General features: G+C 48.1%; 16 protein-coding genes, 1 tRNA gene, 1 rRNA gene and 1 other RNA gene. All 19 read left to right on the plus strand.

All coding sequences use genetic code 11. The features are described 5' to 3' along the window. Nucleotides 1-168: 168 nt before the first annotated feature. Nucleotides 169-1,059 (plus strand): ATP-grasp domain-containing protein, encoded by an 891-nt coding sequence (locus EWH91_RS03370; RefSeq protein ID WP_129928598.1) that lies wholly within the window; start codon nucleotides 169-171, stop codon nucleotides 1,057-1,059. A 161-nt stretch (nucleotides 1,060-1,220) separates the two neighbouring features. Then, nucleotides 1,221-1,907: a YjjG family noncanonical pyrimidine nucleotidase gene (locus tag EWH91_RS03375; protein ID WP_129928599.1), complete on the plus strand. Its 687-nt coding sequence runs from the start codon at nucleotides 1,221-1,223 to the stop codon at nucleotides 1,905-1,907. Between the two features lie 230 nt (nucleotides 1,908-2,137). Beyond that, the gene (gene clpP / locus EWH91_RS03380; RefSeq protein WP_129928600.1) at nucleotides 2,138-2,725 is read left to right on the plus strand and encodes an ATP-dependent Clp endopeptidase proteolytic subunit ClpP; all 588 of its coding nucleotides are present in this window, start codon (nucleotides 2,138-2,140) and stop codon (nucleotides 2,723-2,725) included. 95 nt (nucleotides 2,726-2,820) lie between these two features. Further along, on the plus strand, nucleotides 2,821-3,342 hold the full coding sequence (locus EWH91_RS03385) for a DUF6241 domain-containing protein (protein WP_129928601.1): 522 nt from the start codon (nucleotides 2,821-2,823) through the stop codon (nucleotides 3,340-3,342). A gap of 123 nt (nucleotides 3,343-3,465) precedes the next feature. Next, nucleotides 3,466-3,624, plus strand: coding sequence for a small acid-soluble spore protein K (gene sspK / locus EWH91_RS03390; protein WP_129928602.1), 159 nt, complete (start codon nucleotides 3,466-3,468; stop codon nucleotides 3,622-3,624). A gap of 28 nt (nucleotides 3,625-3,652) precedes the next feature. After that, nucleotides 3,653-3,802 (plus strand): YpzG family protein, encoded by a 150-nt coding sequence (locus EWH91_RS14425; protein ID WP_165364225.1) that lies wholly within the window; start codon nucleotides 3,653-3,655, stop codon nucleotides 3,800-3,802. Between the two features lie 240 nt (nucleotides 3,803-4,042). After that, the gene (locus tag EWH91_RS03395; protein ID WP_129928603.1) at nucleotides 4,043-4,684 is read left to right on the plus strand and encodes a Bax inhibitor-1/YccA family protein; all 642 of its coding nucleotides are present in this window, start codon (nucleotides 4,043-4,045) and stop codon (nucleotides 4,682-4,684) included. Nucleotides 4,685-4,808: 124 nt separating this feature from the next. Then, entirely contained in the window at nucleotides 4,809-6,074 is a 1,266-nt protein-coding gene (uraA, locus tag EWH91_RS03400) for a uracil permease (protein ID WP_129928604.1), read from the plus strand. A 112-nt stretch (nucleotides 6,075-6,186) separates the two neighbouring features. After that, a complete protein-coding gene (tadA, locus tag EWH91_RS03405; protein WP_206184266.1) occupies nucleotides 6,187-6,660 on the plus strand; it encodes a tRNA adenosine(34) deaminase TadA in 474 nt (157 codons plus the stop codon). A gap of 223 nt (nucleotides 6,661-6,883) precedes the next feature. Beyond that, nucleotides 6,884-9,073: an anthranilate synthase component I gene (locus EWH91_RS03410; RefSeq protein WP_129928606.1), complete on the plus strand. Its 2,190-nt coding sequence runs from the start codon at nucleotides 6,884-6,886 to the stop codon at nucleotides 9,071-9,073. A 112-nt stretch (nucleotides 9,074-9,185) separates the two neighbouring features. Next, nucleotides 9,186-9,278: transfer RNA gene (locus EWH91_RS03415), tRNA-Ser, on the plus strand. A gap of 21 nt (nucleotides 9,279-9,299) precedes the next feature. Further along, nucleotides 9,300-9,565, plus strand: an RNA gene (gene ffs / locus EWH91_RS03420) — signal recognition particle sRNA large type. 481 nt (nucleotides 9,566-10,046) lie between these two features. Next, nucleotides 10,047-11,312 carry an MFS transporter gene (locus EWH91_RS03425; RefSeq protein ID WP_129928607.1) on the plus strand — a complete coding sequence of 422 codons (1,266 nt, stop codon included), beginning with the start codon at nucleotides 10,047-10,049 and terminating at the stop codon, nucleotides 11,310-11,312. A gap of 169 nt (nucleotides 11,313-11,481) precedes the next feature. Further along, nucleotides 11,482-13,167 (plus strand): DNA polymerase III subunit gamma/tau, encoded by a 1,686-nt coding sequence (gene dnaX, locus EWH91_RS03430; RefSeq protein WP_129928608.1) that lies wholly within the window; start codon nucleotides 11,482-11,484, stop codon nucleotides 13,165-13,167. A 33-nt stretch (nucleotides 13,168-13,200) separates the two neighbouring features. Further along, nucleotides 13,201-13,512, plus strand: coding sequence for a YbaB/EbfC family nucleoid-associated protein (locus EWH91_RS03435; RefSeq protein ID WP_129928609.1), 312 nt, complete (start codon nucleotides 13,201-13,203; stop codon nucleotides 13,510-13,512). A gap of 112 nt (nucleotides 13,513-13,624) precedes the next feature. Further along, nucleotides 13,625-14,221 carry a recombination mediator RecR gene (gene recR, locus EWH91_RS03440; RefSeq protein ID WP_129928610.1) on the plus strand — a complete coding sequence of 199 codons (597 nt, stop codon included), beginning with the start codon at nucleotides 13,625-13,627 and terminating at the stop codon, nucleotides 14,219-14,221. A gap of 57 nt (nucleotides 14,222-14,278) precedes the next feature. Beyond that, nucleotides 14,279-14,500, plus strand: coding sequence for a YaaL family protein (locus EWH91_RS03445; protein WP_129928611.1), 222 nt, complete (start codon nucleotides 14,279-14,281; stop codon nucleotides 14,498-14,500). A gap of 63 nt (nucleotides 14,501-14,563) precedes the next feature. Beyond that, a complete protein-coding gene (locus EWH91_RS03450) occupies nucleotides 14,564-14,827 on the plus strand; it encodes a pro-sigmaK processing inhibitor BofA family protein (protein WP_129928612.1) in 264 nt (87 codons plus the stop codon). Between the two features lie 418 nt (nucleotides 14,828-15,245). Then, nucleotides 15,246-15,369: ribosomal RNA gene (locus EWH91_RS03455) — 16S ribosomal RNA — on the plus strand; the annotation flags it as partial.

Genomic DNA, 15,369 nt, shown 5'->3' on the forward strand with positions numbered 1-15,369 from the left:
CTGACCGGTGTGCTATGCTCGTAGAAAGTCGAAAACCCGGATTTTTTTGATAAACAGGCGTCTCTTCCTAATTGCTTATAAAAAGCCCGTACATACTGTAAAGGAGCACGGACAGTGTGGATGGCATAGTCATTAGTGACTGAACATGAGAATAAGCTGGTGAGCATCATGAAATACGGATGGATAGTCTATTCCGAATCCGTGGTACATAACAGATATGGCAATAACGCGTTTGACTGGATGAAAGAGGAAGCAGGGACACATCATATTGATCTGGCGGTTATCTTTATTGAACAGCTGGTCATTGATATGGGACAGGAACAGGTTTTCTATTATCAGGGGAGGAAGCTGCAAAAGCCGGATTTTGTCGTGATGCGCTGTTATAACCGGATTGTCGGTTCGCAGCTTGAGCAGTCCGGAATTAGAGTCATCAATAAAACCCTGGCCATGTTTCAAGCCCGGAATAAGGTAGTCACCGCGCAGATCCTCAATCGGGCGGGAATTCCCACACCCGGGATGATCTATATGATGGAAAAAAATTATCCGTTTCTCCGTAAACAGTTTGACGGAAAGCCGTTTGTAATGAAGGCAGTTGAAGGCTCACAGGGAAAGAACGTCTTTCTGGTCAGAAACGAGAGTGATTTTGACGAAGCCTGGTCAAAGACTCAGGGATACTTTCTGTGTCAGGAGTTCATCAACAAAAGTTTCGGCAAAGATCTCCGGGTTTATGTGCTGGGCGGCCGGGTACTGGGCAGTGTCCTGAGAAAATCCGTCTCCGGTTTCAGAGCAAACTATGCGTTAGGCGGACATGCTGCACTTTATAAAACAACGGAAGAAATGATTTCCCTGTGTACCCGCACGGCAAAAGTGCTGAATCTGGAGTTCTGCGGCATTGATCTTCTGTTTACAGAAGATGGGCTTACGGTTTGTGAAGTCAATGGTAATGCGGGGTTCAGAACAATTTCAAAGGTATCGGATGTGGATATTCCCAGAGAGTTATTTAACTATGTGGCCACTTCCGTTTATCATGAGGTGCATGAACCGACTGTTCAAAAATAGTCAGTACGAACAAAATAATGTACTAACAGGGTAAAATCCGTTCTTCAAAAAAACACAGCTGCAAACAGCCTGCTCAGGCAGAAATTTTGGCGGGGCGGATTTTTTTTCAATAAAGCAGGCAGGTTTTCTTATCATGAACGGTATGATCAGGGGGAAGCGCAGTGAAACCATACAGCACATTATTTTTTGATGTAGATAATACCTTGCTGGATTTCCGGGCAGCGGAAGATCAGGCCCTGCATAAATTGTTTGCCAGTCAGCATGTCCCACTGAACGACGGGATCAAGGCCCATTACCGGAAGATCAATCAGGGCATCTGGCAGGCCATAGAGCAGGGAAAAGCGGATCGGGATTCGCTTCTGAATAAGCGCTTTTCCCGTCTGTTTCGACATTATGGCAAGAGGGTTGACGGACCGGCTATGGAAAAGAAATACCGTGAGTATCTGAGTGAAGGACATCAGCTGGTTGACGGAGCTCTGGAGATGATCCGCCTGCTTCATAACCGGTATAATCTGTATGTGATCACAAACGGTGTCCGAAGCACACAGCTCAGACGACTTCGTGACTCTGGTCTTCTGCCGCTTTTCAGGAAGATCTTTGTGTCAGAGACGGCGGGTTATCAGAAACCGATGCGGGCTTTTTTTGATTATGCCTTTGCGCGGGTTCCTGATTTTTCAAAAGACCAGGCACTGATGATCGGGGATTCACTGAGTTCAGATATAAAAGGCGGGTATCTGGCCGGACTGGACACCTGCTGGTTTAATCCGGACGGTGTGCAGAACACGGGTCAATACGCTCCGACTTACCAGATGAAACGTCTGGTCGAGCTGAAAGGGATTCTGGGCTGACCTGGAGGGGATCCGAAATTTCGGGATTTATGATGAAAGTCTTTTTCCCGATCCTTCAAAATTTCTGCGCTTCTGTGAAGAAAAAGTGTGGATTGGTCGCGGAGATCTCCGGCGTTATCACTCTCTTTCCATGTATGCTATTATGGATTCATAAAGAAATACCGGACAGCGTTTTTTCAGATGACTGCCTGATATGAATGACAGATGTTGCACACAGAGGAGGAAGAAACATGTCTTCATTTTTTATCCCGTATGTTATTGAACAGTCCAATCGCGGTGAGCGTTCGTACGATATATACTCTCGCCTTCTGAAGGACCGGGTGATCTTCCTTGGATCGGAAATTAATGACGAGTTGGCCAACAGCATTGTTGCCCAGCTGTTGTTTCTTGCTTCCGAGGATTCAGAAAAAGATATATCGATTTACATTAACAGTCCGGGCGGCTCCGTAACAGCCGGATTCGCTATTCTGGATACAATGAATTTCGTTAAGCCGGATATTCAGACGATCTGTGTCGGTATGGCGGCCTCTATGGCTTCCATTATTCTTACTTCAGGAACAAAAGGTAAACGCCTCTCCCTGCCAAATGGGGAAGTCATGATTCACCAGCCGCTTGGCGGCGCCAGGGGACAGGCGAGTGATATCGAAATCACTGCCCGGCATATTATGAAGACAAAAGAAAAGCTGAACAAAATTCTGTCCGAAACCTCCGGACGGTCTCTGGAACAGATTGAGAAGGACACGGACCGTGATCACTTCCTGACCGCTGAGGAAGCCAGATCCTATGGATTTGTTGATAAAATCATTCATTCACTGTGACTGATCACTTGGGTGCGCAAAGGACGCACCCGTTTTTTCTTGATCCGGCACGTTTTCTACAGTAGGATGAGTTTAAGAGAGAGAACGGGGAGTGGATGACAATTAAAAGAATACTGCTCATTGCCATTGGAAGCCTTCTCATGATTGGGTTACTTGTCGTGGCGGGTTATATTTTTTTTCAAAAGCAACAGACAAATGAAGTGCGACACCAGGTTACGCAAAAAATGCTGGAGGAAATTAACGCGGCAGATCCTGACGACAAAACCAATCCCTTTGGAGAAAATAAGGTGATCAATGACCTGACAGATGAGGATATGCAGATGCTGATACATGAAATGTCTCATCAGAAAATAAAGGCAGATCAGAAGTGGGGATTTATTCAGATAACGAAAGCCCGAATCAACTGGCTGCAGGAAGCACTTGGTCAGAATGAGTTCATCAATGAAGCGGTTTATCAGGAAATAGTGACGCGCTGGGAAAAAGGCGACTTTTCCCGTGCGGACAAGGATCATAACGCCATCTGGGAGCTGCAGGGCGGAACAGTGGGTAAGGCTGAAGGGCTTCTGACGAAACAGGAGGAAAAGGATTATGTGGCTTCGCAGCTGAAGAAAAAATAGGGTCCATCTGCCGTGTCGGCAGGTGGATGTTGCCTGTTCGTAAACCATTTTTTGTCCCGTGTGTATATTTTTACAGTGCAGAAGCATAATAAGACCACCCTTTCAGAGAGGAGATTTTAAAAAATGACGGATCGTCCGGGAACAACCTACAGCGTTCAGAATGAAAATGAGCTATGGCCGGGAGCAAAAGAAGAGCACGCGTCGAAACGTGCAGAGGGTTCAATTAAGGACCGTCCGGCTGAGCGTATGTTTTCTGCGCATCGTAATGATCAGCGCAAGTAACGAATCACCAGCACGCGGAGGGATGATCGTGAAAAAGGAACCGGTTATTAACGGCAACACAAATGATCTGTTTCAAAAATCCCATGCTACGCATTCGTCAGTCCAGGTTAATGGCGAAACGGAAATGACGCAGGCGGGAAAGATTCTGAAAGTGAGCGCAAGGCGCCGTCAAAAGTAAATCCTTGATGGAAGGGCAGGAAAAAGCGGTTCTCTGATTAGAGGGACCGCTTTTTCATACTTAAATTATTTTGTTTTTTCCGACGGTAAATGTATAATGAATATAAGCTTGTTAGAAGTGATCCATTTTAAAGTATAAACCTCTGCTTAAAATGGAATTCTGTAAAAATACTCTGGCTTTGGAAACTTTGATGGTGACATATACGTAAGTGATAACAGGATAAACAGGAGGGTATCTGTTATGGAAACATTCACAAGTCGCACGTTACGGAAGCCTTATTCTAAACTGTTTGGGGTCTTCTTCACCGGTCTTCTGGCCACAGCTGTCGGTCTGTATGCCGGGCAGTACCTGCCTGATGCACTGAGGCTGCCGCTCTGGATTGCGGAAATCGGTCTGATTGTATTAATGATGTTTGTCAGAAAACGTCAGTCGGTCGGCTATATGCTGATGTATACTTTTATGTTCATTTCCGGCCTGGTTCTGTATTCGGCGGTTGCCTTTTATACCGGTTTACTCGGAGGGACTCTTGTCCTTCAGGCGTTTACTGTAACGACCGCTTCATTTGGTGCGATTGCCGTCTATGCGATGGTCAGCAAACGTGATTTCTCTTTTCTGGGAGGATTTCTGTTTCTTGGCCTGATCGCTCTGATTCTCGTCGGACTCGTTGGCATTTTTGTTCCCTATTCAAGTACGACCATGATGGCCTTTTCAGGCTTTGGCATTCTGATTTTTATCGGCTATACCCTGTTTGATTTCAGCAGACTGACTATACACGGGTTCAGTGATGAAGATATTCCAATGATTGTCGTATCGATTTATCTGGACTTCATCAACCTGTTCCTTTATATCCTTCAGTTCATCGGCATTGGGTCGAAGAACTGACTGATCTGAATAAGTCACCTGCAACAGGAGGTATTCGATTGGATATCTCTTTTTTTTTGCCCTTTTTTGCCTGCCTGTAATCGGGTATACTAGACAGGAAAAAATAAATATGGGGGGATTGAACGTGTCGCAGCGCGAGATTCAGGTAGATGAAAAGCTGCCGCTGCTCGAAAGTATTCCTTTAAGTTTTCAGCACTTATTCGCTATGTTTGGTTCAACCGTTCTGGTTCCGATTATCTTCAAAGTCGACCCGGCAACCATACTGCTGATGAACGGGATTGGTACACTGATTTATCTTTTCATCTGTCGGGGAAAGATTCCGGCTTACCTCGGTTCCAGTTTTGCTTTTATCTCCCCTGTGCTCTATGTCATCGGAGGCAAAGGTTATGAGGCGGCGCTCGGAGGGTTTATTGCCGTTGGACTGGTCTTTATTATCATTTCACTGATTGTTCACCTGGTCGGGACAAAATGGCTGGATGTTGTCTTTCCGCCGGTAACGATGGGATCGATTGTCGCCATTATTGGCCTGCAGCTGATTCCGACGGCAGCGCAAAGCGCCGGACTGATTGCAGCCGCCGGGCAGAAATGGTCACCCGACGCGGCGACGTTGATCACATCGATGCTGACTGCGTCGATTACGCTACTCGGCTGGGTGCTGTTCAGAGGATTTTTCAAGATTATTCCGATTCTAATTGGCATGGTCTCCGGTTATGTCATTGCCATAGGGGTCGGACTGGTGAATTTCAAACCGGTTGCTGAGGCCGGATGGATTTCCCTGCCGACGTTTTATCAACCGACCTTCGATTTTTCAAGCATCTCAATTATTCTTCCGGCCGCCCTTGTGGTGATTGCCGAACATATCGGACACCTGATTGTGACCGGGAACATTGTCGGCAGGGACCTGATGAAAGACCCGGGGCTTGACCGTTCCATTTTCGGTAACGGAATCTCCACGGTGATTTCCGGGTTTGTCGGTTCCACTCCGAACACCACCTATGGAGAAAACATTGGTGTTCTGGCAATCACACGTGTTTATTCAACATGGATCATCGGCGGTGCGGCGGTGATTGCCGTCCTGCTGTCCTTTATCGGAAAGCTGTCCGCACTGATTACAACCATTCCTTCGGCCGTTGTCGGCGGTATTTCGCTGATTCTGTTTGGGGTAATTGCGACGAACGGTTTTCGAATTTTCGTTGAATCAAAAGTTGATTTTGCAAAATCCCAGAACATTATTTTAGCCACCGTTATTTTTGCGGCGGGTATCAGCGGGGCGACGATCCAGATCGGTCTTGTTCCATTCAATGGTATGGGGCTTGCAACGCTTGTCGGCATTCTGCTCAGCCTGTTCTTTGCCTTAATGAACAAGCTGCACTGGTCAAACGAAGAATAACAGTATGTCGTGTGAATGATTCTATAAACGGGCATCCGGTTTACGGATGCTTTTTTGTATGGTGGACAGATGTTCGCTATACTTTAATCAGGCAGGAAGGGAGGTCGTGCAGATGGCAGCTGAATCAGATGAACGGTTTATGAGGCTTGCGATTGTCGAAGCGAAGAAAGCGGAGACCCTCGGTGAGGTTCCGATCGGTGCGGTGATTGTCAAGGACAATCAGGTAATCGCGCGTGGACATAACAGACGCGAGCAGTTGCAGGAGCCTACCGCTCATGCCGAATTACTTGCGATTATCGAAGCGAGCCGGAAACTTAGCTCGTGGCGACTGACCGGATGCACGCTGTATGTCACGCTGGAGCCCTGTCCGATGTGTGCCGGGGCGATTGTTCTGGCGCGTGTGGACCGCCTGGTCTACGGGGCACCGGATCCGAAAGCAGGCTGTGCCGGAACATTGATGAATCTCGTGCAGGAGGCGCGTTTTAATCATCGAGCGGAGGTGGAAAGCGGCGTTCTCCGCGAAGCATGCGGCAGGCTGCTGTCTGATTTTTTCCAAAAACTGCGCAGCAGGAGAAATCATTCCTGATCCGTGAAGCGTCGGGGGATTGAATTATTATGGCAGTCCGGGTATGATAGGAATACAGCTGAGAACAGAACAGTTCAGTTTGAGCAGAGTATAGAAGAGCAGAGTTGAGAGAAGTAAAGAATACGTATGAAACAGGGTTCAGTGCGAACCTCTTTTTCCCCTTTTCTTCATTCTGAATAACCATGCTCTTCTGTATAAAATCTTTTATACAGGAGGACCGTAAATGAACTTTTTCTCACGGGAAGACCACAAGCAGAAGACTGTCGTCTATTCGGCAGGTGCCGGCCTTGAAATCACGCGTACTCAGATCCCCGTTTCAGCCGATCAATCCCTCTTAAATTTAATTGATGCCCTTGATGAGCACAAAGGGGCTCTTTACTCCAGTACGTATCATTTTCCAGGACGCTATTCCAGATGGGACGTTGGTTTTCTCAATCCGCCTATTGAACTGACAGCAAAAAAGGATACCTTTGTGATTCGATCACTGAATGCCCGCGGACGGCTTATCCTGACTTATTTGGAGAATAATCTGAGCAGTCCTGCCTTTTCTATTGAAAAACAGGATCCGGACTGTCTGTCGGGCACCATAATGAAAAGCAGAGCACAAACCATCCTGAAGGAAGAGAACAGGACCAGGCAATCCTCGCTGTTTACCCTGTTGAGACAGATTCAGAGCCTCTTCCGGACTGACGATGATTTTCTTGGATTATACGGAGCGTTCGGATTTGATCTGATCCTGCAGTTTGAATCGTTCCCGCTCGCAAAGGGTCGGGATCCCGGGCAGAATGATCTTCAGCTTTATCTGCCGGATCAGTTGATTGTTGCCGACCGGGAAAAGAATGAAGCATTCCGCATTTCCTATGAATTTCGTGTGGGCGGGAGGACTACGGAAAACCTGGCACGGGAAGGAAAAACCTTTCCGTTTCATCCGGATGGCGCGAAGGCGCAGTCAGCAGATGCTGACAGAAAAGGAGATTATGCCGCTATGGTGCGGAAAGCCAGGCAGGCCTTCAAACGGGGCGATCTGTTTGAAGTCGTTCCCAGTCGGTTGCTCGTACAGCCTTGTCAGAGCCGGCCATCCGAAGTTTTCCGGCGCCTTCAGAAGATTAATCCGAGTCCGTACGGCTTTCTGATACACCTGAATCAAGGAGAGTTTCTCGTCGGCTGTTCACCGGAGATGTTCGTTCGGGTGGATGGGGCGACGGTCGAGACCTCTCCGATTTCCGGAACAATCAGAAGGCGCGGATCGGTGATCGAAGACGCCGAGCAGATTAAAACGCTGCTGGGTTCGCCTAAAGAGGAGTCCGAACTGACGATGTGCACGGATGTGGATCGTAATGATAAATCACGAATCTGTGTACCGGGATCCGTCGAAGTCGTCGGACGCAGGCAAATTGAAGCGTACTCCCATCTTTTTCATACAGTGGATCATATCAAAGGACTGATTCGGCCGGAATTTGACGCCATCGATGCCTTTATCAGCCACATGTGGGCAGTGACGATTACCGGAGCACCGAAACTTGAAGCGATCAAGTGGATCGAACATCATGAGAAAACCCCACGGGGCTGGTATGGCGGCGCGGTCGGCTGGATCGGTTTCGACGGCAGAATGAATACAGGGCTTGCACTCCGGTGCCTGAGCCTTCAGAAAGGGATAGCCAGAATTCGTGTCGGGGCGACCCTGCTGTATGATTCCGATCCGGAGAGGGAAGAGCAGGAAACACTGACCAAGGCGGCGGCACTCCTTGAAGCGCTCAAACCACAGGGGGAGCCTGCAGGGCCAGTCATTAAGGAGAAAAAGAAGGTGCCGGGCCGAAATCTTCATCTGCTTTTTGTCGATCATGAGGATTCATTCGTCCACACGCTTTCAGGTTACTTCCAGTATCTTGGCGCTGATGTTACCGTGCTTCGCAGTTCTGCCGCCCGCCGGATGATTAAAGCAGGCGGTGAACCGATTGATCTGGTCGTTCTCTCGCCGGGGCCGGGCAGGCCGGAACGCTATCATATGGATGAGACGATCCGGCTCTGTCTTGAGCGGCGGCTGCCGTTATTCGGTATCTGTCTTGGTCTGCAGGGACTGGTCAGCTATTTTGGAGGCAGTCTGGACCTGCTTCCGGCTCCCGTGCACGGCAAGCCGTCTGCCATTATCACTGCTCCTCATTCGATGCTGTTCAGGGGAATCCCGCATACGTTCACAGCCGGGCGGTATCACTCGGTTCATGCGCGCGTGGTATCCGATCCGCTGAAAGTGACGGCTGAAACGGAAGACGGGATTGTGATGGCTGTGGAACACAGGAGTTTGCCTGTAGCTGCTGTGCAGTTTCACCCGGAGTCGATGATGACAATGGGAGGAAATGTCGGTATGAAGATTCTGGAAAACGTCATTCGGATGGTCAGCGCCCAGCCTGTATGATGGCGCGGCAATGAAAACAAAGTGGACGCCCGCTGCCGGGTGCGGTCTCATCTGGTGCTTGTATCGGGTATCAATTTATGTTAAACTAGTTCCCGTTACGGATTTAATCAGTGGAGGCGTACCCAAGTGGCTGAAGGGGACTGACTCGAAATCAGTTAGGGCGTCGTTCGGCGCCGCGGGGGTTCAAATCCTCTCGCCTCCGCCATTTGTTATGTTATCAAATTAGCCGTGCTAGACGGGGAGGCAGCGGTGCCCTGTAGCCCGCAATCCGCTATAGCGGGGTTGAATCCCTTTTCGAGGTCTGTGCACTGTAAGGCAGCCTTAAGTACGTGGTGTTGACGTTCAGGTCCTGCGCAACGGAAACTCGCGAACCCTGTCAGGTCCGGAAGGAAGCAGCAGTAAGTGAGACCTTTCGTGTGCCGCGGGGCTACCTGGGCTGAGCCGGCGGCTTAAGAAACGCTTATGGCGCTCTCATCGACAAAAGGTGCACGGCGTTAAAAATATCAGCAGGAGCTGTTGGAAATCTTCCGGCAGCTCCTGTTTATTATTGACATCTTTTTACTTCATGCTCTGAAATATGGCACAGCAGCACTATTCAATTAGACGGAATCATGTTATCGGCTTAAAGATAATAATCCCGTTTCTTGTTCAACTTCTTCTACTATTGCATTGGCGAACTTCACGTTATCCAATGTTCTATTAATAGAAATGGCTTTGTCAATTAATGATTGACCTTCTTTAATCAGACCCAGCTGAATTAAAATTATTCCCTTTCGTTCCAAAGCTATTGTAATTAAATCAATCCATTATTATACTATTCACAACAATTTGATGAAAGTGATCGGCTCATTTTCTATGAAAAAATGAGAGATCGACAAGGACTTAAGCTGTTACCTCAGTACGTTAATGGCCGATGCCCTTCCGTCAGAATTTAAAAAAGATTGACTAATAAAAAGATTGGGAGAATGGTAGCATGCTCAAGCTTTTTAAAAAGGATCGGGACTTATTTTATTTGATGGGTTCGGTTATTATCTCGCAGCTTGGTACCTGGTTTACCTATATGCTGATGATTGTAGCCGTCTATAATCACACACAGGATGTACTGGTGACGATGATCCTGACGGCTGCCGAAATGATTGCAGGACTGATCGGCGGCCAGTTTTCCGGGATCTATATCGAACATAGAAACCCTAAAAATATATTAATTGCGGCAGACTGGTTAAGTGCGTTAGTTATTTCGCTTGTTATTTTCTTCCCCCTGAATGTTTGGCTGTACGCTCTTGCCGCTTTTTGGATTGCCTTTATCAATGCGTACCGGGACCCCGCTTTTCAAAAATACCTTGTCGCTTCTGTTGAAGAGGAGAACAGAATGACGGCTAATTCTTCTTTCCAAATGGCAAATGAATGTGTCAAAATTATCGGGCCGATGTTGGCCGTTTCCGTTCTGGCATTGCTGCCCGATCATCTTAAGCGTATGGGGTTTCTCATTGATGCTGTGACCTATGTACTCGGTGCGCTGATCTTGATCAAACTGGCAGATCAGGGAAAATTAAATGAATCGGGGAAGCAAATGCATGGCGGGTTTAAGAACAAATCGTTCTATCAAATATGGCAAGAAGGGATGTCCCCGCTTCGCGATAGCGTGATGGTCAATCTGCTTGTTACTTTTCTTTTGATTTTGTTCGGCGTGGCGGGCGCAGATGTGATGCTGACGGCACACATAAACGATGCCGGGTTAAACACGTATTCCGTCGGCTATGTCGTAGGCGCACTGAGCCTCGGAATCCTGGTGACGAGTATGTTTGCCGCAAGATGGGTTGTGAAATGGCCCCTGAAAATACAATTAGGTCTCTCCGGTTTGGTTCTCGGACTATGCTACGGTATGATCGGCATCGGCCATTCGATCCTGTCAATGTGCGTTGCCGCCTTCCTGACGGGCGTTGCAAATGCCGTGTTTAATATGTCTTCATCAACATTCTGGCAAAAATATATTCCCTATAATCAGCTTGCCAGATTTATTGGATTAGTGGGTAGCCTGGCTTCAACCGCCACATTAATCGGTATGGGAATCAATGGGATTTTAAGTGAGTGGCTGACGGCGGGATACACAATCATGCTTTGCGGTCTGCTCATTGCCGTCGCCGGAACGTTCTTGACGATAAACTTATCCGTTAAGAAGAAGTATAAAGAAAATGCCGGCATAAGCACCGGGCAGAGTGAGAATCAGGATATGAGATGACAGCGGGTCCGGCTGAGAGCGACGAGGTCCGTACCCCCTCTGACCGAGGGACTGAGAAAAACTTGATACATACAGTGATGAGGTTGCAGTTCACTTCACGGCCTGATACCGTTATAATGAATTTATGATCTAAAAGAGCCGGAATACGGCAGCGGAAGGAGGGGCACTTTTGGCTTATCAGGCTCTTTACAGAGTATACCGGCCCCAGACTTTTCATGATATAGCCGGACAGCAGCATATCACACAGACACTGCAGCACGCCCTGGTCAAACAGCAGTTTTCACATGCCTATTTATTTACCGGGCCACGCGGGACCGGGAAAACCAGTGCTGCAAAGATTCTTGCCAAGGCCATCAACTGTGAGCATGCGCCGGTCGCTGATCCCTGTAATGAATGTGCAGCCTGCCGCGGCATCACGGAGGGCCGTATTTCTGATGTCATCGAAATTGATGCCGCATCAAATAATGGGGTCGATGAAATCCGTGAGATTCGTGACAAGGTTAAATATGCACCAAGTGAAGTGCGTTATAAAGTCTATATTATTGATGAAGTGCACATGCTGTCGACAGGGGCGTTTAATGCACTGCTGAAAACACTGGAGGAGCCCCCGGAACATGTGGTGTTTATATTGGCGACGACAGAGCCGCAGAAAATACCGCTGACGATCATCTCGCGCTGTCAGCAGTTTGATTTCCGCAGAATTCCCTCGGCGGCGATTGCCGGACGTCTGGAGTTCGTTGCACATGACCAGCATATCGAGGCGGAAGACGCGGCATTACAACTGATTGCCAAAGCAAGTGAAGGTGGTATGCGTGATGCGCTGAGTGTTCTGGATCAGACAGCAGCCTACAGTGATGGGAAAATTACTGTTCAGGATGTGCTTGATGTTACGGGAATGGTATCCGACCAGCTGATCTGCGAACTGGTCGAAGCGCTTGACCAGCAAGATGCGGCTCGGGCAATCAGCAAGACAGGTGCCCTGCTTGATCAGGGCAAGGATCCGCTCAGACTGATTGAACAGCTGCTTCTCTATTACCGGGATCTTTTGCTGTATCAGACCTCGCCAAGTCTGGAAGATATACTTAGCCGGCCGCGGGTAGACGACGCCTTCCGGAAACAGGCGGATCAAATACCTGCCAGTCGGCTCTACACGATGATTGATCAGCTGAACAAGGCTTTTCTGGAAATGAAGCGGACCAACCACCCGAGGATTTTCCTCGAAATGGCCATTGTTAAACTGTGCCGGGCGCCGGCAGATCAGGCGACCGGACCTGCGCCCGACCTTGTTCCTCTGGAGAAAAGAGTGACGGCGATTGAAAAGAAAATGGACAGTCTGTCTTCATCGCCTGCCGGTACAGCACATGCCGCACCGGGCGGATCACGCAGGCGGACATCGTCGCACGGCAATCTGAAACTTCCAGTGACGCAGTTGAATCATGTACTTGATACAGCAACCAGAGACGATCTCATGGAGCTCCGGTCGGCGTGGGGAGAAGTGATGGCGAAAGTCCGTGCCAAAAATGTGGCGGCACATGCCTGGCTGCTTGAGAGCCGACCCGTCGCCAGTTCTCCGGAGGGCTTCATCCTGTCCTTCAAATATGATTTTCACTGTCAGATGGTCATGGATAAAAAGAGTCATATACCTGAACTGGTGCAGTCGGCCCTGCAGCAAGTCATCCATAAGCAGAAAACCATGTACCCGGTTCCGGAAGAAATATGGAAAAAGTTAAAAGCAGAATATATTCAGCGGTCGAAGGAGCAGGGAGAGGACAACGACCAGAAACCTGCAGAAGACCCAATGATTGAGGAAGCAAAAAAAATAGCAGGTCCCGATCTTCTGGATATACGGGACTAAGCAGGCAAGATTAATCAGGAGGCGATCAGAATTATGCGTGGAAATATGAACAATATGATGCGTCAGGTACAGAAAATGCAGAAACAGATGGCCGAAGCGCAGGAAAAACTGAAAGACGAAATAGTGGAGGGTACGGCGGGTGGCGGTGTCGTGACAGTCAAGGCCAACGGTCATAAACAGATTGTCGATGTGGCAATCCAGCCTGAAGCAGTGGATCCGGATGACGTAGATATGCTGCAGGACCTGGTCCTGGCCGCGGTTAATGATGCACTGACAAAAGCGGATGAACTGACCGCTCAGCGCCTTGGAAAATTCACAAAAGGGATGAATTTACCGGGTTTCTGACGATCAGTGACGAAACAGGCTGAAGCGGCGAATTCCGTAAACCGGTGGATCATCGGATCGCGGGATTCGCTGCTCATTCTTTATCCGGATTTTCCAGGGAGGAAAATGTATTATGCAATACCCTGAACCGATTGCAAAATTAATTGACAGTTATATGAAGTTACCGGGAATAGGGCCGAAGACTGCTCAACGTCTTGCCTTTTTTACCGTGGATATGAACGAAGAAGATGTGATGTCATTTGCCCGTTCACTGGTTGATGTGAAAAGGAAACTGGTTTACTGTTCTGTGTGCCAGAATATCAGTGACCATGATCCCTGTTCCATTTGTGACGACTCTTCCCGCGATCATTCGACCATTTGTGTCGTACAGGATCCGAAAGATGTCGTCGCACTGGAAAAAATGAGGGACTACCATGGTCTGTATCATGTGCTCCACGGCGTCATCTCACCAATTGACGGGATCGGGCCTGAAGATATCAGGATCGCCGAACTGATCAGGCGGCTTAAAGATGAACAGATTAAGGAGATTATTCTGGCGACAAATCCGACAGTCGAAGGCGAAGCGACGGCGATGTATATCTCCAGACTGGTCAAACCGATCGGTGTGAAAACCTCAAGAATTGCCCACGGTCTGCCTGTCGGGGGGGATCTGGAATACGCTGATGAAGTGACCCTTTCGAAAGCCCTTGAAGGTCGCAGGGAATTGTAGCCCCTTCAAATTGCCCTGCTCGAAAAAAAGACTGATCAGAATTGGGGAGGATTGACCATGTTTGGAAAGAAGAAAGGGCTGCTTCGAAAACAAATGACCGACGCCCTGATTGATGCCCTGTATCGATGCAAAGATGACTGGATGAATAAGAAGCGGGTGATTGAAGCCAGTATAGATCCTTCTGATGAAGTATTGTATCAGCTTAAACTGTCAGAAGTCAGATACCTGTTTCTGTTAAAAGAAGTACGTGAACAGCATGTGCGGATAAACAACCGGTAAAGGTTCTTAAATGGACAGGTCTCCATATACTTTTATAACAGGTAAGAGAGGAGGTCTGTTCTGATGCAACAGTTTTTACTTATTGCCGGTTGTGCTGTTGTTCTTTTTTTGCTGATGCTTGTCCTGTCGGGATCCTTACGTCCGTTAAGATGGCTGGGAAAACTGGCTGTCAGACTGACAGTAGGGGTATTTATGCTCTTTCTTCTTAACGTGATCGGAGAATCATTTAATCTGCATATACCTATTAATCTTGCTACAGCGTCGATAAGCGGAATTCTTGGACTGCCTGGCGTAGCCGCACTGGTCTTCATTAAATTATCCGGCTGAAATGAAGGTTCAGGTGTTGACGGATAGAGTGCGGGGTGTTAATATACTCATTGCCGCATTTTTTCAGGATAAAGAAAAACCTGCTGACTGGTAAGCAGGCGCTACCCGAGAAGGCATCGTTTTTCTGAAGGCTTTTTCTTCAAAATCTGCAAAAAAGTTCTTGACAGAATGTCGGTATGATAATATAATGGTTTTTGTCGTCGAAAAAGACGAAAAAAGTTATTGACTTTCTTGAAACAACATGATATACTTTAAAAGTTGCAGTCGAGAAAGGCAACACGGAATGTTCCTTGAAAACTAAACAAAAGCCAAGCGTGATTTGAGGGGTTTATCCCCTGATCAATTCAATTTGCTATGGATCTTATGAACGAAAAAAGTCTGACCCGGATGCCGAAAGGGATCTGGAAGAAGCAATACTTTTTTGGAGAGTTTGATCCTGGCTCAGGACGAACGCTGGCGGCGTGCCTAATACATGCAAGTCGTGCGCACAGAGGGGAGCTTGCTCCCTGAGGTGAGCGGCGGATGGGTGAGTAACACGTGGG

It is taken from the genome of Sporolactobacillus sp. THM19-2 (genome assembly GCF_004153195.1).
GTDB lineage: Bacteria > Bacillota > Bacilli > Bacillales > Sporolactobacillaceae > Sporolactobacillus.